Consider the following 20,666-nt stretch of genomic DNA (forward strand, 5'->3'; position numbering starts at 1 on the left):
TCGAAGTTTGCAGTCGGTTTCAACCGACTTTAGCTATGAGACGGGGATTTAAATCACTCCTAGGGCTGGTGGGTGAATGCGAAAACTTTTGGCTGAGCCAGACTGGAGTAAATCCTAGATTCAGACTGAAGTAAATCCGAGAGTTAGAGTTGGATGAATGCGAGAGAATGTACAAAGCCCATAGAAAAAGCTAGAATAGCATCATATCGGTAGAAACTTTAAGCAAAGCTATAACATTAGGTAACAATGACTGAAGTATCGGATTTTTCAAATGTCGATCGCGAATTAGACGACACAATATTAAGCTTCGCAGACATTCAGGCCGAACTCAACCTGCGCCGCGCCAAGGATGCTCTGCGAGATATAGTAGAAAATCTCGATTTGACAGCACAAGAGCGAACTGGACTGGAGCCGGAAATTGGTGGCTTGGAAACCATGCTGGACAAGCTAGAGCGCGCTTGCGTGCAAATCGCTGTGTTTGGGATGGTAGGAAGGGGAAAGTCTTCGGTTTTGAACGCGCTTTTGGGTCAAAATGTGTTTGAAACGGGCCCGACTCACGGGGTGACTCGCACCACAACTATTGGCCAGTGGGATGTCGGAGATGCTGTTGATGATAATTTACCCGCTCCTCGACTTTCGCCAGTTATTTATCGTTTGTCGCAAGTAGAATTAATCGATACTCCCGGAATCGATGAAGTTGACGGCGAAACTCGCGAACTTTTAGCCCGCCGCGTCGCGCAACAAGCAGATTTGATTTTGTTTGTGGTGGCTGGCGATATTACAAAAGTAGAATACGCAGCACTTTCGCAATTGCGGGAAGCCGGAAAACCGATGTTATTAGTGTTTAATAAAATTGACCAGTATCCCGATGCAGACAGGCTGGCAATTTATCATAAAATCCGGGACGATCGCGTGAGAGAATTGTTATCTCCCGATGAAATTGTGATGTCGGCGGCTTCACCTTTGACAGCGCAGGCGGTGCGCCGTCCCGATGGAAGTATGGGAGTGAAAATGACTCGGAGTTTGCCACAAGTCCAAGATTTAAAATTAAAAATTTTGGAGATTTTAGACAGAGAAGGTAAATCTTTGGTGGCGCTGAATACGATGCTCTGTGCGGGGGATATTAACGAGCAGTTGGTGCAGCGAAAAATGGAAATTCGAGATGATGCTGCTAACCGGATTATCTGGAATGGGGTAATGACTAAAGCTGTGGCGATCGCCCTGAATCCTCTTACAATAGTTGATATTCTCAGCGGGGCGGTAATTGATGTGGTGATGATATTAACTCTATCTAAAGTTTACGGCATTGCGATGACGGAAGCGGGCGCGGTGGAATTGCTGCAAAAGATTGCGATTAGTATGGGCGGAATTACTGCGGGGGAATTGTTGGCGAATTTTGGTTTGAGTTCTTTGAAAGGATTGTTGGGTTTGGCGACGCCGGCGACGGGGGGTTTGGCTTTGGGGCCTTATGTTTCTGTGGCTGTGACTCAAGCTGCAATTGCTGGGGTTTCTTGCTACGGAATTGGTCAAGTTACTAAGGCTTATTTGGCTAATGGTGCTTCTTGGGGTGATGATGGGCCGAAGGCTGTGGTGAGCAAGATTTTGGCTTCTTTGGATGAGGATTCTATTTTAAATCGGATTAAGGATGAGTTGCGGGCTAAGTTGAATTTGGGAAGTGTGGAAAAACAGCAATCTTAGTAGTCATTAGTCATTAGTCATTAGTCATCAGTTATTAGTTATTTGTAGCAACAGTCAACAGTCAACAGTCAACAGTCAACAGTCAACAGTCAACAATGCCCGATGCCCGATGCCCGATGCCCAATTCCCAATATTATGTTATTAACTATCTCCACAACTCGCGTTCCTGCTACAGATTTGGGTTATTTGCTGCACAAACATCCCGATCGCCTTCAATGCTTCCCGATGACTTTCGGACAAGCCAGCGTGTTTTATCCTGAAGCAAATGCAGATAAGTGCACGGCGGCTTTGCTGTTAGATGTCGATCCGATCGGTTTGGTGCGCGGTAAGTCCAAATCGGGCGATCGCCCTTTGGAACAATACGTCAACGATCGCCCCTACACAGCCTCTTCCTTTCTGTCTGTCGCCCTCGCCCAGGTCTTCGGTACCGCCCTATCCGGGCGCTGCAAAGACCGCCCAGAACTCGCAGAAACTGCCATTCCGCTGACAGTTAAGCTGTCGGTTTTGCCCTGTCGCGGCGGCGAGAAGTTCTTGCGCCAAATGTTTGAGCCGCTGGGCTATCAAGTCGCAGCAAAACCGCTGATTCTTGACGAACAATTTCCCGAGTGGGGCGCGAGTCCTTACTTTGCTGTGGAACTACAAAATACAGTGCGGTTGGCGGATTTGTTGAGCCATCTTTATGTCCTAATTCCTGTGTTAGATGACGATAAACATTATTGGGTAGGCGATGATGAAATCGAGAAGTTATTGCGGCACGGCGAAGGTTGGTTGAACTCGCATCCCGCCCGCGAACAAATTGCCGATCGCTATCTGAAACGCCAGCGCCGTTTGACTCGCCTTGCTGTGGCACAATTAGCAGAAGAAGATAATCTTGACCCGGAGGATATCGAAGTTTCTCACCAGCAAGAAGAGGAAGTTTTAGAACAGCGAATTAGTCTCAACGAACAGCGTTTAGAAGCTGTGATGACTGTTTTAAAAGCCAGCGGTGCTCAGCGAGTGGTAGATTTGGGCTGCGGTGAGGGAAAACTGCTGCGATTGCTTTTAGCCGAAAGTGCGATCGCCCAAATTACTGGAGTCGATGTGTCTTTCCGGGCGTTGGAGATCGCCAAAAAACGATTGCAGGTCGATCGCTTTTCTCCCGCACAGCAATCTCGCTTACAATTGATCCAAAGTTCCCTGATTTATCGGGACAGCCGCTTGAGGGATTTTGACGCAGCAGCGGTGATTGAAGTCATCGAACATCTCGATTTAGAACGGTTGGCTGCTTTTGAACGGGTTTTATTTGAGTTTGTGCGGCCGAAATTTGCGATCGTCACAACTCCAAATATTGAATATAACGTTAAGTTTGAAAACTTGCCGACAGGCAAATTTCGCCACCGCGATCACCGCTTTGAGTGGACTAGAAATGAGTTTCAGACTTGGGCGAATGCAGTTTGCGAACGGTTTGGATATCGGGTAGAGTTTCGCTCTATTGGAACCGAAGATTTAGAAGTAGGTTCGCCTACACAAATGGGAATATTTGCTTTGACAGAATAACTGCTACAGTTTTTTTGTAGTTACAATGTAGTTAAACTTAAAAAAATGCAGGCTTCAGCTATGAGCAAATCTATCCAAACCCAGATAATTAAAGTCGATCGGTCTCAAGGAATTCGCATTCCTAAATCTTTATTAGAGCAAATTGGTATTAGTGAAGCTGTAGAAATCGAAGTTCAGGGCGATCGGATCGTGATTCGTGCAGCGCTAAAACCGCGAGCAGGTTGGGATGAAGCGTTCGCAAAAATGGCAGAACAACATGATGATGTCCTGCTAGATGATGTCACGGCTACAGAGTGGGAGGAGCTTGAGTGGCAATGGTAGTCAAACGTTTTGATGTTTTTTTAGTTAGTCTCGACCCCACTCTTGGCAGTGAAATTAATAAAACAAGACCTTGTTTAGTGATTTCACCCGATGATATGAACAAGCGCATTTCCACTGTCATCATTGCTCCAATGACAACGAAGGGGCAAGCATATCCCAGCCGGATAGCTTGTAATTTTCAAGGCAAAGATGGACAAATTATCCTGGATCAAATTCGGACTGTTGACAAAAATCGATTAGTTCAATATCTCGGTAAAATCAGCACTGATGAACAAAAAGCTGTTTTAGATATTCTGGCGCAGATGTTTTCTGAATAATACTATTAAACAATGAAAATTACAATTCCCGAACTATCTTTAGTCCTGCTCATCGGTGCATCCGGTTCCGGTAAATCTACCTTTGCGCGCCAGCATTTTCAACCGACAGAAATCATTTCATCCGATTACTGCCGCGGCCTGGTTTCCGACGACGAAAACAATCAAGCGGCCACCGCTGATGCTTTTGAAGTGCTGCATTTAATTGCTGCTAAACGTCTGGCTGCGGGTAAATTAACTGTGATTGATGCTACGAATGTGCAGCCGGAAAGCCGCAAACCGCTGTTAGAATTAGCCCGAAAATATCATTGCTTTTTAGTCGCAATTGTGCTGGATTTGCCCGAAAAATTGTGTGCCGATCGCAATCAGCAGCGCCCAAACCGCAATTTTGGCAGTCATGTAATTCGCCGCCACGTTCAAAATTTAAGACGATCGCTCCGAAATCTCGATCGCGAAGGCTTCCGCTACGTTCACATCCTCCGTTCCCCAGAAGACATCGCAGCAGCCCAAATCGAGAGACAACCGCTGTGGAACAACCGCAAACATGACACAGGCCCCTTTGACATCATCGGCGACGTTCACGGATGCTGCGGCGAATTGTCACAATTGCTGCAACAGTTGGGCTATCAAATTGTCGAACCATCCAGCGCATCTGGCTTTTGGGATTATCCCACCTACGCCCATCCAGAAGGCCGTAAAGCCGTGTTTTTGGGCGATTTGGTCGATCGAGGCCCGCGCATTCTCGACACCCTCAAACTCGTCCGCAACATGGTAGCAGCATCAACCGCTTTGTGCGTCCCCGGAAATCACGACATCAAATTATTGCGAAAACTCAGCGGCAAAAATGTCAAAATCAACCACGGACTCGAACAAACCTTAGCAGAAATTGCAGCTTTACCGGATGAATTGCGCGAAGTGGCAGTTAGCGAAATTAGCCAATTTCTAGATAGTTTAATCGGGCATTACGTCCTCGACGGCGGCAAATTAGTCGTCGCCCACGCCGGAATGAAAGCAGAACTTCAGGGACGCGCATCCCCCCGCGTTCGAGATTTCGCATTGTACGGAGAAACCACAGGCGAAATCGATGAATTCGGCTTACCAGTCCGCTACAATTGGGCCGCCGAATATCGAGGTCAAGCTACTGTTGTTTACGGACATACGCCGATTCCCGAAACAGAATGGTTGAACAATACTGTTGATATTGACACAGGCTGCGTTTTCGGCGGCAAGCTAACAGCTTTGCGGTATCCAGAAAGAGAATTTGTCAGCGTTCCTGCTGCGATGATTTACTGCGAACCAGCCAAACCGATCGCCTTTCCATCCATTGCAACTCTAGATAACAGTTTTCCCGCCATAAATCTCACCGCCCAACAGCAGTTTGATGACGTGCTGGATATTTCCGACGTGCTCGGAAAACGCATGATTTCAACAAGGCTGCAACGTAACATTGCAATTCGAGAAGAAAATGCGATCGCAGCCCTGGAAGTAATGAGCAGATTTGCCGCCAATCCCAAATGGCTGATTTACTTACCGCCCACCATGTCTCCCGCTGCTACCTCAAAAGAACCCGGACTTTTAGAACATCCAGCCGAAGCCTTTAACTACTACCAACAGCAAGGCGTCTCGACAGTTGTCTGCGAAGAAAAGCACATGGGTTCCCGTGCAGTTGTGATTGTTTGCCGCGATGAATCGGCGGCTAAACGGCGCTTTGGAATTTTTAACAACAGCATTGGCATTTGTTACACCCGTACTGGTCGCCATTTCTTCGATAATTCTACCTTAGAAACAGAGTTTTTAACCCGAGTAAATCGCGCTCTTTCTGCCAGCAATTTTTGGGATAAATTTAAAACTAATTGGGTGTGTTTGGACTGCGAATTAATGCCTTGGTCTGCCAAAGCTCAAGGTTTATTGCAAGAACAATATGCTGCCGTGGGCACCGCATCCCGTCACGGGTTTGCGGAGGCAATCCAGCAGCTAGAACAGGCGAAACAGCGGGGAGTTGAGGTTGATTCTTTGCTGGCCAGCTACCGGGAACGAGCCGATTTAGCCGATCGCTATGTCAAGGCCTACCAGCGCTACTGCTGGCCCGTCAAATCCATCTCCGACCTCAAATTAGCGCCTTTCCACATCTTGGCAACCGAGGGAAATGTTCACACCGATCAGAATCACTGCTGGCACATGGAACAGATAGCAGAAATCTGTAATTTTGACCTACAATTGCTGTTAGCTACTGAATACAAAGTAGTGAGAATTGCCGATCTTGACAGTCAATTAGCGGGGATTCAATGGTGGGAAAAAATGACTGAGGCCGGGGGAGAAGGGATGGTGGTTAAACCGATGGAATTTATTGTGAACAATAGCAAAGGACTGGTACAGCCTGCGATCAAATGTCGGGGAAAAGAGTATTTGCGAATTATTTACGGCCTGGAATATTCTTTGCCGGAGCATTTAGACAAATTGCGATCGCGCGGGCTTTCCGGGAAGCGTTCTTTAGCTTTGCGAGAGTTTGCTTTGGGTGTAGAATCGTTGGAGAGATTTGTGGCGGGTGCTCCGTTGAGGCAAGTTCACGAGTGCGTTTTCGGAGTTTTAGCGATGGAAAGCGAACCAGTCGATCCGAGATTGTAAGTAAGCCCTTGTAGGGACACTCCAAGAGTCCATTGGTGTCAACATAACTCGAAATATCGCTTGTGTCCGAAATACCGCCAGGGGTTTAAACCCACGGGGCTTTTAGAAGACAGTCCTCTAAAAGAGGACTCAATAATATCGTTTCCCGTTGCATCGGTATTGTTTAAACAGTTAACTCTCAACAGTCAACATTACCTGACGGTGCAACCGGAATTGATATAACTCATCAGTCCTCTTTGAGAGGACTTGCGCTTTGAGACAGGGGTTTCAACCCCTGGCGGACTGGCGGGCTAACTGACGGACTTGGCGGGGTGACAGCTTAAGTTGTCACCAATGAGCATTGGCGTGTCCCTACGGGTATCTCATTCATTTCTCCCTACTAATCGCTCAACTTCCGATGTCGATAAATTCATCATTTGTGCAACTTGCTCTAAATTCATGCCTGAATTTAACAGTTGAGAAACGAGCGAGATGAGTGCTGATTCGGCCGCCAGCCGTGCTTGTTCGGCCGCCAGCCGTGCTTGTTCTGATTGCTGGTAAGTCTTCAAAAACTCTTTTGTTTGAGGATTTCTAAACCTTAATTCTCCAGAAACCAAGTGCAATTCCAGTCCCAATACTTCGCTGTACAGCCACAGCGTATCGAAGGCGATATTATTGACGGGAATCGTCTCGTACTGGCCGTTGACTAAACGCACTCCTTGCAGTATTGGATTGAGATAATCTCCAGACGGATCGTACTGGAAGTATTCCCTGACTCCCAAATTTCGATAAGTTTCTGGTTTAATTTCTTGGTCTACATCTTGAGTTGTTTCTGAGGTTATTTCTAAGACAAACTGCGGTGCTATCCCTGCTTCTTTCCAGATTTTATAGTTATCTCTCTGGCGTTTTCTGACTCCAAATACTACATAAATGTCGGGAGCAACTACTGCTGATTTGTTTCCTTCTTCGTAATAGACGAAAGAATTTGCTGACACGTAGACATCCGAGATCCCTTGAAAGTGCTGCTTCAGAGCTTCCACGCCGTAAGTCATGTAATCGCGCGTGATGTCACTTTCCGCCATCGGTTCTCCGTCGCTGCTGGGATATTCTATTTCTTCTTCGATTTGTTGAGTGAAAACTGTCACGGTTTAAGTCTCCTCAATTCTCGCTGATTTTATTTTAGCAGGTTCGATAAATTTAAGCATAAAAAAATGGCGTTTGTTAAGGACAAACGCCATTTTTTTACTTATTAATTAGACTTACAAACGCGGCGTCTTATCTTGTTTAAATGACGCCAGCCATCCGCGAAGTTCGTCGGCCGCAATCTCGCGCCCGCCCAAACCAAAAGCTAGAGCAATCCCAACTGCGATCGCCCCGAGCAACAGCCCGAAAGCCAAATTCACAATATCGCTGCCAATGCCCATCTGTTGCAGCGCCAAGGCTCCAACAAAAGCAATCACCGCGATTCGAGCCGTTTGGCCCAACAGCCGCGCTTGGCGAGTTCCAGAGCTAGCAATCAAACTAAACGCCAGATTCGCCAAATACAAGCCGATCGCAAATACCACCAAACCAGACAGCACCCTACCTGCAACCAGCACAATACCGCTAACAATCGCAGTCAGTGCTGGAATCTTCAGCACGTCCGTAGCAGCCACCACAGCAAACAGCATGATGCCTACCTGCACCACAATGCCGACAAATTGCGAAGGCGTGCGGGCCGCCACATCCGGTTCCTGAAGTACGGTGGCGTCGGGATCGATCGAACTCGGCGGCGGTAGTCGCAGCGGCTGTTTCGGCTGCATTCCCAACCAAGAAAAGACATTGTTAAAGCCAATTCCGGTCAAGATATTCGTCACCAAATCGCCGATCCAGCGCCCCAAAAAGTAAGCAACGGCCAGAATTATCGCTGCTGTAAAAATGTTGGGAAGCGCGCCCAGAATCGTATTGAGCATCGCGATCGCCGGCAAGGAAATCGCTTGGATGTCCAAAGCGTTCAAAGCTGCGATCGCCGTGGGAATCAAAATCAACACATAGACAATTGTGCCGATAATCCACGACAGCGATTGTCCGCCCGAGCTCCGGGAAATGCCAAAGCGAGCGCCCAAACTGTCCGCCCCAGCAGCAGCCAGCAGATTTGTCACAATCCGCTGCACCACTTGAGCCAGCAGCCAGCCCACAAACCCAATCAGCAGAGCTTCCAGAATCTTCGGAATTGCCGCCAAAATTTGGTTCAGCAAATTATTGACTGGCAGCAGAGCCTGCTGTAAATCCAGCGATTCGAGAACCAACGGCAAAAACAGCAGAAAAATGAACCAGTACAGCGCATTCGCCAGAGTATCGCTCAGCAGCAAAGGAGTCTCGGTGGGTGCAGTACCCACTTGCTGGTTCAAGCGCTCGTCTACGCCAAAAGTCCGCATCGCCCGCGATAGAGCCAATTTGGCAACTGTCGCCAACACCCAAGCAATCCCCAAGAAAATCAGGGCTTTGGCTAACTTCGGCAAAGCACCAGCAATTTGATTGAGAAAAGTATTCAGGGGTTGCGAGACAGCCGTGAGATTCAGCCGGTTGAAAAAGGCGACTAGGAAAAAGATAAAAATGATCCAGAATACCGCACCGGAAATCCATTTTTCCACTTGCGGCGATCCTTCTCCTTCCGGGCGCCCGGTAATCCAAGCAGCAAGTCGGTTGTCGATCGTCGTTTTCTTGAGCAATCCCCCGACTAAAGATGAGACCAGGGCTGATACGATCAAGCCAATTAGCAGGATGCCGATCGCCCACACCAGATTTTCAATGCTTGTCGAGCCCTGAAATATATTGTTAATTCCGTTTTGGGCATCTACCAGCGGATTCGGAGGCGGCAGTGTCTGCGCCAACAGGCGATCGGACATCACCGCTATTTGGCCCGATATCGGTTGAGTTATTTCTTGCCAAGTTTCATTCATTTTTTTCTCAGGTTAACGTCATATTTTGACTGGGAGAAGACGAAACTTTAAGAATAGTTCCACCAAATCTAGACCTCGCCTAAATTTAATGTTTGTACGCTTAAAAGCGTACAGGGTTAACTACAAAACCCTCTCTCGAATTTGGGATAAACCCATCTCCGACTGCTTTTGGGCCAATCTTCATTCAAAGAACCGTTGACATCGGCATTTATGAGTTGTCCACTTTGGCTTCTCAACAATCCCCTTTTTACTCTACAGCCAATGTACTCAGATTTTTGTTCAATTGGTTCCAAATCCAAGGCAGAACACTTAGATGTGTAACTCTCCCCTACTATACAGAACTTAAATTTCGCCAATTTGTCCTTTGTACTGCAACATTTGCACGAGCCGGCGATGGGGAATGCAGGCCAATTTTTGAGGGTTAACCTTGCCAGGAGTAATCCCATCTTTAAAATCCTGGTTCCAGCCTATAACCAGCCAGCCAATTTGATGATTGACGAGTTCTTTAATAATTGCGGAACTCGTTATGTGGAGGTAATAATCCACTTTGCAGTTACGCTTGTGCCACAAATTGGCGACTTTTTTACTGTTTTTTGGGGCGGCGGGCAGCAACGATTTCAATGTTGATGAAACCCGATTGCAGTATTGGTTAGTTGACTTGAGTGCCCGTCCGTCGTATATCGTCGGTACTAACCCAGCAACATTGTAGGTTAATGTTGCCAAATTGTTTAATCCTAAATCTATGGAAGCTACTGTCTGATTAACTTCTAAAGGCTGTTCTAACTTTTTATAAGCTACCTCGACAATATAACAACCGACCTTAGGAACAATCCTGATTTCCAGAATCGAGGTAACTTTTGACCACAACCAAATATTAGTCCCAGAGGGACGAGCATATCCTTTTTTTAAGGCTTTTTTGCTGGCAGCTTGAGAATCAAATACAACTACATAGCGCCCGTCTGCTCTTTTGTGCTCTCTGGCACCTTTATCATGCGGAATTTGCGGTGCTGCTTTAAATTTAATTGGGTCTTCCTGATAGTTTCGCAACGCCAGATGATAGCTACTCCATGCTTTGAGGACTAAGCCGAGGGTGCTTTGTGCTACCTTTGCCGGCAGTGCTTTGTAATTTGAACTCGTTCTGAACGCGCGATCGACAGCCAAATGGTTTGTTTGTTGGTTAGCGCAAAAGTTTTGACGGTAGATGCAGTTAGCTGATTTGTAAAGATTTTTGCACAGCCATGACAGTCGATCGGCTTCTCGATAAAACCTATGATTCGGTTTGATGATGTGCCTTTCAACTAACTGCATAATCGGTATATATACTGTTATTTTCCGATGATACACTGTATTTATGAGTGTGTCAATGTTTTACTTTATGGAAGAATTGACGCTACAACTAAGTAAATAACTCTCAAGTAAGCAAAGTCTTGTAATACCCTCCTTGTTGCAGGTTTCCATGTCAATTCGTCAAGTTTTCGAGCAATCCATTGAAATTCGCGCTGCTGCTACCTTGGTGGAGCGCTGTATAGTCGATCGCACTTTAATGCACAAATGGCTCAATCCTTTGCTGCGCTGCGAACCCGAGGGTGAATGGGATACTGCTGTAGGAAGTCGCAGCTTATTTATCATAAAAATTCCCGTTTTGCAACCCACTTTAGAGAGTGTTGTGTTGGAACGACAACCCGGTTTAATTGTATGGGGGTTTGACGGATATTTCAAAGGATGCGATCGCTGGGAATGCCAGCCCCAAATCCAAGGAACTCTCTTGATTAACCGCTTTGAATTTCAAATTCCCAATCCTTTAATTAGATTTGGTTTCAATCAATTTGCAGCCGCTTTGACCCAGAAAGATATGAAAAGCCAACTCCGCAGACTCAAACGGGTAGCCGAGCAGTTATCTCAAGAAATTGGTAAAGCGTAATGGGGAATTGGCGATCGATAATCGGTAATCGGTAATAGGTCATTGGTAATCGGTAATCGGTCATTGGTAATCGGTCATTGAGAATTGGTCATTGAGAATTGGTAATCGGTAATTGGTGAAACAAATTCCGCAATCCGCAATTCCCAATCCGCAATTACCAATTATCAATTACTAATTCCCAATTCCCCAGCAAAATGATTTACTTCCCAGCCCCCGATGATGAGTTGGGCTGACAAATCATTTGTCTTGCTTGACCAGCCGTACTTTGCAAACCAGGGGAATTCTGATACATAGCTTGCAAATCTTGCAGGTCTTTAATCACTCGCTGGTAGATAGCCATAGCTTGATTACCATCAACTTCTAAAGCCGGGGGAGTGTAATTTTGCATCACTTCCATCAGCGATATTTTGCCATCTTTAGAAGCTGCGACCAAAGCATCGCGCAGTGCCGGCGCGCTTTGTGCCTTTGTTGCTGGGGTATAAGCAACCTCGCCCAATTGTTTGAAAACAATTTCCCCAAAATAAGTATTTGCCAGTCGCGATACTATTTGGGCATCTAAAGCAACTTCTCGCGTCAATATTTCGCGCACCGATTCGGGAGTTTGTTTCGCAAGACTCAGAACGCTTTGCAGTTGAGATGATGGTTTGCCGGTTTGTGCAAAACTTTGCAAGTCGCTCATCGGTAAAGTTACGTCAACAGCACCGTATTTTACTGTTACCTTGTCTAATGCAAAGGCTTTGCCACTGCTCAGCAATACTGTACTTGTTCCCAGCAAAAGTGCCAAACCTAATGATAAATGCTTTGACATTCTTTTGGTTAAATGAGCTGACTGCTGTTGCATTGCGTTGATATAACCTTGTTGAAACTTAAAGTTCATGAGTTTATGCCTCTTTAGGTCAAAATACTTTTTCGAGCGAGCCAATGCGCAGGTATCAGTCGGGAAAGTGGACTCAGGTGTTCGGTAAATGACCTAGTTATTCTACAGTCATGTCTATCAAATTGAACCTATCAAAAGATAGGTGTTAATTGATAATTTCTATGTTACAATCTGAGCCTTTACAATTTTATAAAGCTTTGCAAAACTTATAAAAGCTAGATTTGACGATCGCACACCAGTATTATAGATTGTCGGTTTCACCCGTGATGTTGTGCCAGCCAATAGCTGCAAGCTTGACTAGCGATCGATAAAATTTAAGTTTAATTCCCATCGATCCGTTCGAGCAATTGGCGAATTGCAGCAGCATCCTCAGCATTCGGAGCATTTTTCAGGTAAATCTCCAAATCGTAGCGCGCCTCAGTCAAGCGCCCCAGTTGATAGTAAAGAATTCCGCGATCGCGCATTTCTAACAGCGCATGGGGAAACAGCAGCAAAATCCGCTCGATCGCCCCCAACACCCTGATAGCATCCCGCTGTTGCAAATAAATAGCCTTAAGATTTCCCAGCATTCGCCCTAACAACTGGCGACTACTTACCGGGGCCAAAAAAGCCGCCTCCAACTCCATCGGTTGACCGTAAATTTGAGAAAGTCTCTCTTGACAATCTTCAGGGAATAATATCTCGCCGTTGTTAAACGGATCGATAAAAATCCCAGCATCCTCAAAATCAGGTCTAATTAAAAAATGTCCCGGCATCCCAATCCCCACCATTGGAAAATCAATCCGCTTCGCAACTTCCAAATAAACCAAAGACAAAGAGATGGGTATTCCCGTGCGGCGATCGATCACTTGATTTAAAAAACTATTGCGAGGGTCGTAATAATCTGCATCATTCCCCACAAACCGCAAATCCTCGTATAAATAACGGTTAATAGTTTGAACGATCCGCAGCGGATAATTCTGTGGCGGAAGGCGCGATCGCACTTCATTGGCGATCGTGTCGAGAACGTTGAGATACTCCTGGGGAACGAAATTGGGGTATTCTTCCAAAGCCACGTACAGCGCAGCTTTTCCCAGATCGATCGTACGATCGGGCTGATTAATTTCTTGGTAAAACAGTTGTCTGGCTTGGGAAAAATCCATATTGATGATTTATCTGATTTTAATTAACATTTTATCCAAATATTCAGAACAGGCTTTCTGCCTTGTTACACAAAAAACATATTTTTAAAATATACTTTTTTTATATTAAACGAGGAATCATCTATTGTCCAACAGGCCGAAAAGCCTGTTCAAAAAAAAACTTAGCATCCACAAAATATTTCAATCATAATCTACTATATTTTTTTATTTCTAAATTAGCCACTATTTTTAACAAACCTTCACGATAGATTTTTTTGCCCTCCAGATTAAGATGAACGCCATCCGAAGTCAAATCAGCCTTCAAAGCTTTACCCTCAAATAACGGTTGTAAAATTGAGCCCTCAACCGATAACCTTTGAGCAACAGCAACTTGACCGAGCAAGTGATTAAACCGATCGACCCGAGGAATAGGAGCAGCAACATTGACATTGCGACTGGCTTCAACAGTCGAGTAAAAAGCCGGAATCAAAACCACCTGTTTCGCTCCCATATCATTTTTAACAATTATAATTATTTGCTGCATATTTTTAATAAATTGGTCGTCCATAGTTCTGTAAATAGCATCATTTGTACCCAGAGCCACAATCGCTCGCTCGCACCTAATTCGACCAGCAGTTAACAACTTAAGCTGTTCCAACTGAGAAATGGCGCTCATCCCACCGATCGCAAAATTGAAAGAATGATTACCCAGAGTATTCCCCAGCATCGAAGTTATCGAATCTCCAAAAAAACAATTTTTTATCTGAGTATTCTGAGTCACCGCCACTTGATATTTGACCTCATCTTGCCACCAAGACTGAGAACTTAGTGTATCTGTAGGGATTTCTAAATAATTAGCATTTGCCATTACCAAAACTCTTCCCAAGTAACCCCGCTTCCCTGTATAAAGCAAGGTTGCAGATATTAAAAATACATTCAACACAATAGATAAAATTGCAATATAATTTTTCATTTTATAGGTAATTACATTCAATTTAACTATGATTAATAAAGGATCGTCTGCAAAAACTGGTTTGACAGGGCGATACAAATTAGCTCACTTTCACAATTATTGCTGCAATTATTAATTATATAGTAACTATTAAAACATGGGAGTAGAGAAACAGCATTGCCGTTTCCTGAATCCCCGCGCCAAACTTAGGCGCAGCCTATGTTCCTAATATATACAGCCTTTCTCAAAAAAGTGAGGTATGCCCGGTTTGGCCTGTTTGGCCGGTTTGGCCTGTTTGGCCATGCGTCCGCGAATCTTTCTGAGAAAGGCTATAAATACTATTCACAATTGGTATCACATTAGTTAAACAAAATCCCAGCTAGGTTTTGGCAGAAAAAAGCGCGATTTTGAAACTAACCTCGACTTTCGCGACAGACACCCTACATACGGCTAAGCGGCGCGCTTTACTCACAAGATAGTTAGTGAGGTGAGTCAAGCGCGCACTTGACTGATTATTTGTGTCGAATTAGTTCGTAAATTTCCACGTAGTCTTTAGCTGGATATTTCCACGAATTGTCACAATTCATGCCTTGAACCATGAGTTTTTCAAATTCGTCGTGGTAGTCATACCACAAGCCGATCGCGCGATCGAGCACCGACTCTAAAGCGTAGTAATCGCTTTGGTAAAATACGTAGCCGTTGCGCTCTTCGGGGAGGTGGCTGGTGTCGTAATCGCGATCGAACACCGTATTCACCAAACCGCCCACACCCCGCACCACAGGCACCGTACCGTACCGCAACCCGATCATCTGAGTCAGGCCGCAGGGTTCGTAATTGCTCGGCACCACAATCATATCCGCACCCGCATAAATTAAGTGCGACAATTCCTCATTAAAACCAAGTTCCAAATGGCAGTCAGGATTGTCATTTAAAACCCATTTTTCGTGCTGGAAATGCGCGTTAATTCCCGCTTCCGTCGCCGAACCCAAAAGCACGAATTGCGCGCCCTTGCTCAGACAGTAATAGATTGCGTGGTGGAGGAGGTGAACGCCTTTTTGGTCGTCCAAACGGCCGATAAAGGTAATCAGAGGCTTGTCAGTATCGCGCAATAACAAGCGATCGCGCAAAGCAGTTTTAGTTTTAGCTTTGCCTGCCAAATCATCCGCAGTGTAGTGCTGCATAATATAGCGATCGCTCTCAGGATTCCACACATCGTAATCGATCCCGTTGAGCACCCCGCGAAACTTATCTTGATACATATGCAAAGTGTGTCCCAAACCGTAGCCAAACTCTCCGACGTGAGCTTCCCAAGCGTGGTGCGGCGAAACCGTAGTCACAAAGTTAGAGTACACAATGCCACCTTTCATAAAGTTGATGGCAAAGGGGTTAAAATTATCTCGCAGGCGATCGTACTGAAAATAATAATCCTCTCGATTCAAACCCGTTGCTTGCAAAACCTCGCTGCCGCCCATACCTTGATGTTTGAAATTGTGAATGGTATAGCAGACTCGCTGATTTTCCATCCAATTGTATTTGTAAATTTCAAACAGCATGACTGGAACCAAACCAGTTTGCCAATCGTGACAGTGAATCACATCCGGGCGCTTGTTGCTTCTGAGCAAAAATTCTAAAGCAGCTTTGCTAAAAAATGCAAACCGCATATTGTCATCGTTGCCACCATAATAATAGCCGCGGTTAAAAAAGTTATCTTGCGATCGAGGTTCAATGAAAAAACACAGCACTCCGTGCACCCAGCCGCAGTACACGTCGCAAAGAATTTCGCCACCGTACCAGGGCACCGCCAAATCCCGATAGGCATCGTGCAGCCCCCAAATATGGTCGTACCTCATGCAGTCGTATTTGGGGAGAATAATCTCGACGGTGTGGCCGGAATTCTGCAACTGGCGACTCAAGCCATAAACTACGTCCCCCAAACCTCCTGCTTTGATGACGGGGGCGCACTCTGACGCAATTTGTACGATGTACATTTTTTTTCTCGCTCCTGGATGAATCAAAAAATATTTTCTTAACTTGACAAAGTATATGATTTCTCAGCAAATAAGCAAGCCGGCCATTGGGAATACAGAAACAATACGCGCCGACGATCGCAAGTTGAGGTCGATTCGGGCGATCGCTGGCAATAACCTAACGCGGCAGGAGATTGTCGAGGCGAAGCTGCAAGCTCTCCTTCAAAGCAGAAATCATCGGTGGAGCGAGTCAAAATTGCCGTAAGTCGATCGCAAATTCCGCAAAACTTAACTCATTTTCTCGCATTTGTCAACTCATTTTTTTTAGTCAAATCGCCCGTTGTCTCGTCTTGTTCCGAATAGCGATCGAGTAACTCACTCAAAACTTCTTCTCCAGCAATTTCTCCACTACTGACAAACTTCTCTACCTCCACCGAACCATCACTCAAAAATTCAATTTCCCACCTTTCCCCTGGTACAGCCACAATTACCATCACAGCTTCGTCGCGGTGATGCGCCAAACTATAGTCGATCGCCTGTTTTTCCAAATTTTGCAAAAATAAAATTAGTCTGTCAAACCCATTAGCTTTCATCGATCGAATCTCCTATCGCTCAACAACTTGCGAACCATCCTAAATCCTGGGATATTTTCTTGGGCACCTCTTTCTATTTGCTCCCATATCATTTCGCTAAATTCTTCCCAATTTGGCGAACCAGCCGGAAGTTGTGCTTGTTTTATACTGCCTTTTTTGCCTTTGATAATCTCAGACACTTTCATGCCTGCAAATTTGTGTGCGATGTTTCTTCCTCCTTATCTTACAGAAATATCATCAAATAAACTATCTGACAAAAAACTCGCTCTAACTATTTAACCGCACTGCTACGAATAAAACTCTCTCAGGCTCTTGCACTTGAGATTGCGTATCGGCAATTAATAAACTTATCTTTTGCAGGCAGATTCTGCTACTCTTAAATCTTACAGCTATTTTAGCAATAGCAGACAGTGTCCCTCCACAATTCTTGAGGAAAGTTTTATGCCTGCGATCGCACAATCTCCCAACCCATCCATTTTAAACGAAATCAACTCAGGATTGCCCAACATTTGCGGTTCCGAAGCAGAAATCACTGCCGCCACCAACAGCAACGAACCAGTCTTTTTACCTAAGACAAATCTGCGCCTCGAAAACATTCAAGCCGGATTTGCCTGCGCCCTGCATATGCACCAGCCAACAATTCCAGCAGGTGCAAACGGCGAACTAATCTGCAATCTCCAGAATATGTTTGAAAATCCCAACCAAGGAGACAATCACAATGCCGGAGTATTTGCTTGGTGCTATTCCCGCATGGGAGAATTCATTCCCCAACTGATTGCTGAAGGTTGCAACCCGCGAATTATGCTCGATTATTCCGGCAATTTGCTGTGGGGATTGCGTCAAATGGGACGCGACGACATCTTCGAGAATCTCAAGCGCATTACCTGCGATCCTCAATACCAACCCCACGTAGAATGGCTGGGGACAATGTGGAGCCACGCCGTCATTCCTTCAACTCCAATTCCCGATATCAAACTTCAAATCCAAGCATGGCAACATCATTTTGCATCCATTTTTGGCTTGGATGCCCTGAAGCGCGTTAAAGGTTTTTCGCCTCCAGAAATGCACTTTCCCAATCACCCCGATACACTTTACGAATACATCAAAGCTTTGAAAGAATGCGGCTATCGCTGGCTGATGGTGCAAGAACATTCTGTCGAAAATCTCGATGGTTCGGGATTGTCGCAAGACCAAAAATACATTCCCAACCGTTTAGTTGCCCGCAATTCTCGCGGCGAAACCATCAGTATCACGGCTTTGATTAAAACCCAAGGTTCCGATACAAAATTGGTAGGTCAAATGCAGCCTTATTACGAAGCTAAAGGACGTAACAAACAGCAAATTGGCAATGTCACAGTTCCTTCTTTAGTCACTCAAATTGCTGATGGCGAAAATGGCGGCGTGATGATGAATGAATTCCCCAGCGCCTTTGTCAAAGCTTGGCACGAAAACCGCTCTCAAGGTGGCGGAAAATCCGGTGTTGTCGGTTTAAATGGGACTGAATATTTGGAGTTAATTGAAGCGGCGGGGGTTAATCCCGATGATTATCCGATTTGTCAAGGGGTTAACCAGCACAAAATCTGGCAGTTAGTCGATGCTGATAGTGCGACACCGGAAAAAGTGGAAAGTGCGATCGCCCAACTCAAGCAAACCGATCACAATTTTCACATGGATGGTGCCTCTTGGACAAACGATTTGAGTTGGGTGAAAGGCTACGAAAATGTCCTGGAACCGATGAATCAACTCAGCGCCGCATTTCACCAAAAATACGACCCGCTGGTGCTGCAAGATGCCGCCGTTACCAAGCAGTTTGAATACCAACAAGCTTTGCTTTACAACTTGTTGGTGCAAACAAGCTGTTTCCGCTATTGGGGACAGGGAACTTGGACTGATTACGCCCGCGAACTTTACAACCGCGGCGCTGCTTTAATGAAGTAACAAAAGTTTGCAGTTGCGGTGTGGAGAAAAACCGCAACTGCAAACTTTACTGAATTTTACCAAATAAATAATTGCAGTACACCCGGACTTGATATCAACCCTACATTCGCTGATTGTCTCCCATTTTACCTAGAACTCGATTCCGCACCCTCAACTCAAATTCAGCCTACAGCATTAAGAGCATTGCAGAACTTACGCAAAACCCCTGCACAAGCACGTTTTGTAAAGAGTAGCCAAATATTAATTTAGATTGTTGTCTGTTCTTTTTGATAATCGCTGATTAGAACTCGATAAATCATGTGTCTAATTGCAAGGTTTTGTTAACTTACTTTAAGCTGAATTTTTGACATAAATCAGACAAACTTATTAATAAAATGTTTTGTGATAGTTTTTTTTTTATAACCCTTGCCAATCAATTTTATTGTGTTTAGGCTTGTGACATCGCAGTCAATCTCTTCATTCACTTATCAGGGGTAAAAAGAGAGATTATGAATTACTGGAAATCACACTACGGCGAACAATATTACAGTATTAGGAACCTTACTTGCCCTGGCTTTATTGCCTGTAATTAAAAGCCTCACAAACCAGAAAAGCCAAGAATAGTCAAATCGGGATTGAGGTTGTTGTCTGTCAGTCAACTCATTAATCAGGAAATGAAGGCATGGTTATGAACTACGAGCCAACACATCACGGCGAAAAACATTACTGCGATAATTTTCACTGTCCTCAGCCTCAAAAGCTTACTTGCAATCAGTTTTGTATCAGTTGCAATCGCACAGTAGGGCCTCATCGCACCACGCAACTGAAGTCAGAGTTTGTGCAGGTGACGCAGAAAGAACTGGCTCTTCAAGAACGCTTACCTCCTCGTTCAAAGCTGAATTTAACTTACGGTTATCTCCCCGGTAGAATGCAGAGTATGCCAGAGGATTGTTGGCCGTCATCTACCCCTACTTGGCCGAGAACTGCACCGAAGAAGAATGATTGTGAGCCTGTGTTGGGATATTACAAGTATACTTTGGTTGAATATCCCGGAGAGTCGAGTGGTCGTGGTGGGAAACTATTTTGGCTGATGGTATTTGCTGCGGCGGTGTGGTTCTGGTTTTTCCGCTGATTGTGCGGTAAGAAAGAGGACGAATTTAGGTAAGAGATTGGCGCTGCTGGTAGCTTAGATGGTGTTAGGGTTGGGGTTATTTGACTAATCATTAGGCGAAAAAACATCCCAGATTATGCAACATTTTTTCCTGTTTATATTGGCTTTAATTCTGTCTGTGACAATGGCAATAGGCTCTATTTTACCTGGAGTTACTACATACGAGGATGAGCAATGGAGAGTATAACTGACTTGAATAAAGAAAACACGCTAGGGCCAAGTCGCTACTCTGTTAGTGGCTCACGGCAGGGTGAAGTTACTGTCAAGGATGTTACGACGGGGGAGGTAATTCGTACCTTTCAAATGGATTCTGAGGTTGTTGTTAGGGAGACTTTTCTCTTGGACGGTGGCCAAACTGTGGCTGCTTCGCAGAAAGACCATGCTGTTTTCTGGGATTTGACAACAGGCGAAGAAATTCACCGCTTTCCCCAAAGAATTTATGGTTTTACTCGCGATGAAAGCAAATTTTTTACTTTTGAAGTTCCCGGCAGCAAAGTATGTTTATATTCTTACCCAGATTTAACTTTTGTCTGCCAATTATCAGATAACACGTCAGGTCCTCAATCTTTTCGTTTTTCGCCAGACGAGCGGTTTTTAGTCATTCGATTTATGACGGGATTTCCCTCAACCGATAAAAATTACCCAAAAAGAAATCATGTGACGCGAGGGTTTATATATACAAAACTGTTCAACATTCAAGACTGTCAAGAAATTTCCGAATTTTCGCGCCTA

At 45.2% G+C, this 20,666-nt stretch carries 19 protein-coding genes; 10 read left to right on the top strand and 9 right to left on the bottom strand.

The annotated features are described in order from the left end of the window. Positions 1-246: 246 nt before the first annotated feature. The 5 genes from QT974_RS08395 (at position 247) to QT974_RS08415 (ending at position 6,494) form a co-directional block, all read left to right on the top strand. A complete protein-coding gene (locus QT974_RS08395; protein ID WP_333468051.1) occupies positions 247-1,698 on the top strand; it encodes a GTP-binding protein in 1,452 nt (483 codons plus the stop codon). Between the two features lie 135 nt (positions 1,699-1,833). Continuing rightward, a complete protein-coding gene (locus tag QT974_RS08400) occupies positions 1,834-3,234 on the top strand; it encodes a 3' terminal RNA ribose 2'-O-methyltransferase Hen1 (RefSeq protein WP_333468052.1) in 1,401 nt (466 codons plus the stop codon). A 60-nt stretch (positions 3,235-3,294) separates the two neighbouring features. Further along, positions 3,295-3,555, top strand: coding sequence for an AbrB/MazE/SpoVT family DNA-binding domain-containing protein (locus QT974_RS08405; RefSeq protein WP_333468053.1), 261 nt, complete (start codon positions 3,295-3,297; stop codon positions 3,553-3,555). Then, a complete protein-coding gene (locus tag QT974_RS08410; protein WP_333468054.1) occupies positions 3,549-3,872 on the top strand; it encodes a type II toxin-antitoxin system PemK/MazF family toxin in 324 nt (107 codons plus the stop codon). The genes QT974_RS08405 and QT974_RS08410 overlap by 7 nt, the downstream gene beginning before the upstream one ends. Positions 3,873-3,884: 12 nt before the next feature. Next, positions 3,885-6,494 (top strand): polynucleotide kinase-phosphatase, encoded by a 2,610-nt coding sequence (locus tag QT974_RS08415; RefSeq protein ID WP_333468055.1) that lies wholly within the window; start codon positions 3,885-3,887, stop codon positions 6,492-6,494. A 362-nt stretch (positions 6,495-6,856) separates the two neighbouring features. Here the strand turns inward: QT974_RS08415 and QT974_RS08420 are convergent, their stop codons facing one another. From QT974_RS08420 to QT974_RS08430, 3 genes are all read right to left on the bottom strand, one after another. Next, a complete protein-coding gene (locus tag QT974_RS08420) occupies positions 6,857-7,618 on the bottom strand; it encodes a Uma2 family endonuclease (RefSeq protein WP_333468056.1) in 762 nt (253 codons plus the stop codon). A gap of 114 nt (positions 7,619-7,732) precedes the next feature. After that, positions 7,733-9,415, bottom strand: a complete 1,683-nt coding sequence (locus tag QT974_RS08425; RefSeq protein WP_333468057.1) for a mechanosensitive ion channel — start codon at positions 9,413-9,415, stop codon at positions 7,733-7,735. Positions 9,416-9,757: 342 nt separating this feature from the next. Then, entirely contained in the window at positions 9,758-10,723 is a 966-nt protein-coding gene (locus QT974_RS08430; RefSeq protein WP_333468058.1) for a transposase, read from the bottom strand. A gap of 148 nt (positions 10,724-10,871) precedes the next feature. Here QT974_RS08430 and QT974_RS08435 point away from each other — a divergent pair, with 148 nt between their 5' ends. After that, complete coding sequence (locus QT974_RS08435) at positions 10,872-11,336, top strand: SRPBCC family protein (protein ID WP_333468059.1); 465 nt, start codon at positions 10,872-10,874, stop codon at positions 11,334-11,336. Between the two features lie 199 nt (positions 11,337-11,535). On the opposite strand, the gene QT974_RS08440 is transcribed toward QT974_RS08435, so the two are convergent. The 4 genes from QT974_RS08440 to glgA all read right to left on the bottom strand — a co-directional run bounded on the left by QT974_RS08440 (position 11,536) and on the right by glgA (position 16,274). Next, positions 11,536-12,213: an alpha/beta hydrolase gene (locus tag QT974_RS08440; RefSeq protein ID WP_333468060.1), complete on the bottom strand. Its 678-nt coding sequence runs from the start codon at positions 12,211-12,213 to the stop codon at positions 11,536-11,538. Between the two features lie 320 nt (positions 12,214-12,533). Then, a complete protein-coding gene (locus QT974_RS08445; protein WP_333468061.1) occupies positions 12,534-13,355 on the bottom strand; it encodes a SirB1 family protein in 822 nt (273 codons plus the stop codon). Between the two features lie 184 nt (positions 13,356-13,539). After that, positions 13,540-14,307: an SGNH/GDSL hydrolase family protein gene (locus tag QT974_RS08450; protein ID WP_333468062.1), complete on the bottom strand. Its 768-nt coding sequence runs from the start codon at positions 14,305-14,307 to the stop codon at positions 13,540-13,542. A 491-nt stretch (positions 14,308-14,798) separates the two neighbouring features. Beyond that, on the bottom strand, positions 14,799-16,274 hold the full coding sequence (gene glgA / locus QT974_RS08455; RefSeq protein WP_333468063.1) for a glycogen synthase GlgA: 1,476 nt from the start codon (positions 16,272-16,274) through the stop codon (positions 14,799-14,801). Between the two features lie 55 nt (positions 16,275-16,329). Between glgA and QT974_RS08460 the strand changes: the two genes are divergently transcribed. Further along, entirely contained in the window at positions 16,330-16,518 is a 189-nt protein-coding gene (locus tag QT974_RS08460) for a hypothetical protein (RefSeq protein WP_333468064.1), read from the top strand. A gap of 28 nt (positions 16,519-16,546) precedes the next feature. Here the strand turns inward: QT974_RS08460 and QT974_RS08465 are convergent, their stop codons facing one another. Both QT974_RS08465 and QT974_RS08470 read right to left on the bottom strand, forming a co-directional pair. Beyond that, on the bottom strand, positions 16,547-16,846 hold the full coding sequence (locus QT974_RS08465; protein WP_333468065.1) for a hypothetical protein: 300 nt from the start codon (positions 16,844-16,846) through the stop codon (positions 16,547-16,549). Continuing rightward, positions 16,843-17,031, bottom strand: coding sequence for a hypothetical protein (locus tag QT974_RS08470; protein ID WP_333468066.1), 189 nt, complete (start codon positions 17,029-17,031; stop codon positions 16,843-16,845). The genes QT974_RS08465 and QT974_RS08470 overlap by 4 nt, the downstream gene beginning before the upstream one ends. Before the next feature lie 256 nt (positions 17,032-17,287). Between QT974_RS08470 and QT974_RS08475 the strand changes: the two genes are divergently transcribed. The 3 genes from QT974_RS08475 to QT974_RS08485 form a co-directional block, all read left to right on the top strand. Then, entirely contained in the window at positions 17,288-18,784 is a 1,497-nt protein-coding gene (locus QT974_RS08475; RefSeq protein ID WP_333468075.1) for a glycosyl hydrolase family 57, read from the top strand. Between the two features lie 667 nt (positions 18,785-19,451). Next, on the top strand, positions 19,452-19,895 hold the full coding sequence (locus QT974_RS08480; RefSeq protein WP_333468067.1) for a hypothetical protein: 444 nt from the start codon (positions 19,452-19,454) through the stop codon (positions 19,893-19,895). 213 nt (positions 19,896-20,108) lie between these two features. Beyond that, positions 20,109-20,666, top strand: a 558-nt coding sequence (locus QT974_RS08485) for a WD40 repeat domain-containing protein (RefSeq protein ID WP_333468068.1), incomplete at its 3' end; no start/stop codon positions are given.

Source organism: Microcoleus sp. BM001215392 (assembly GCF_036700185.1).
Classification (GTDB): domain Bacteria; phylum Cyanobacteriota; class Cyanobacteriia; order Cyanobacteriales; family Microcoleaceae; genus Microcoleus.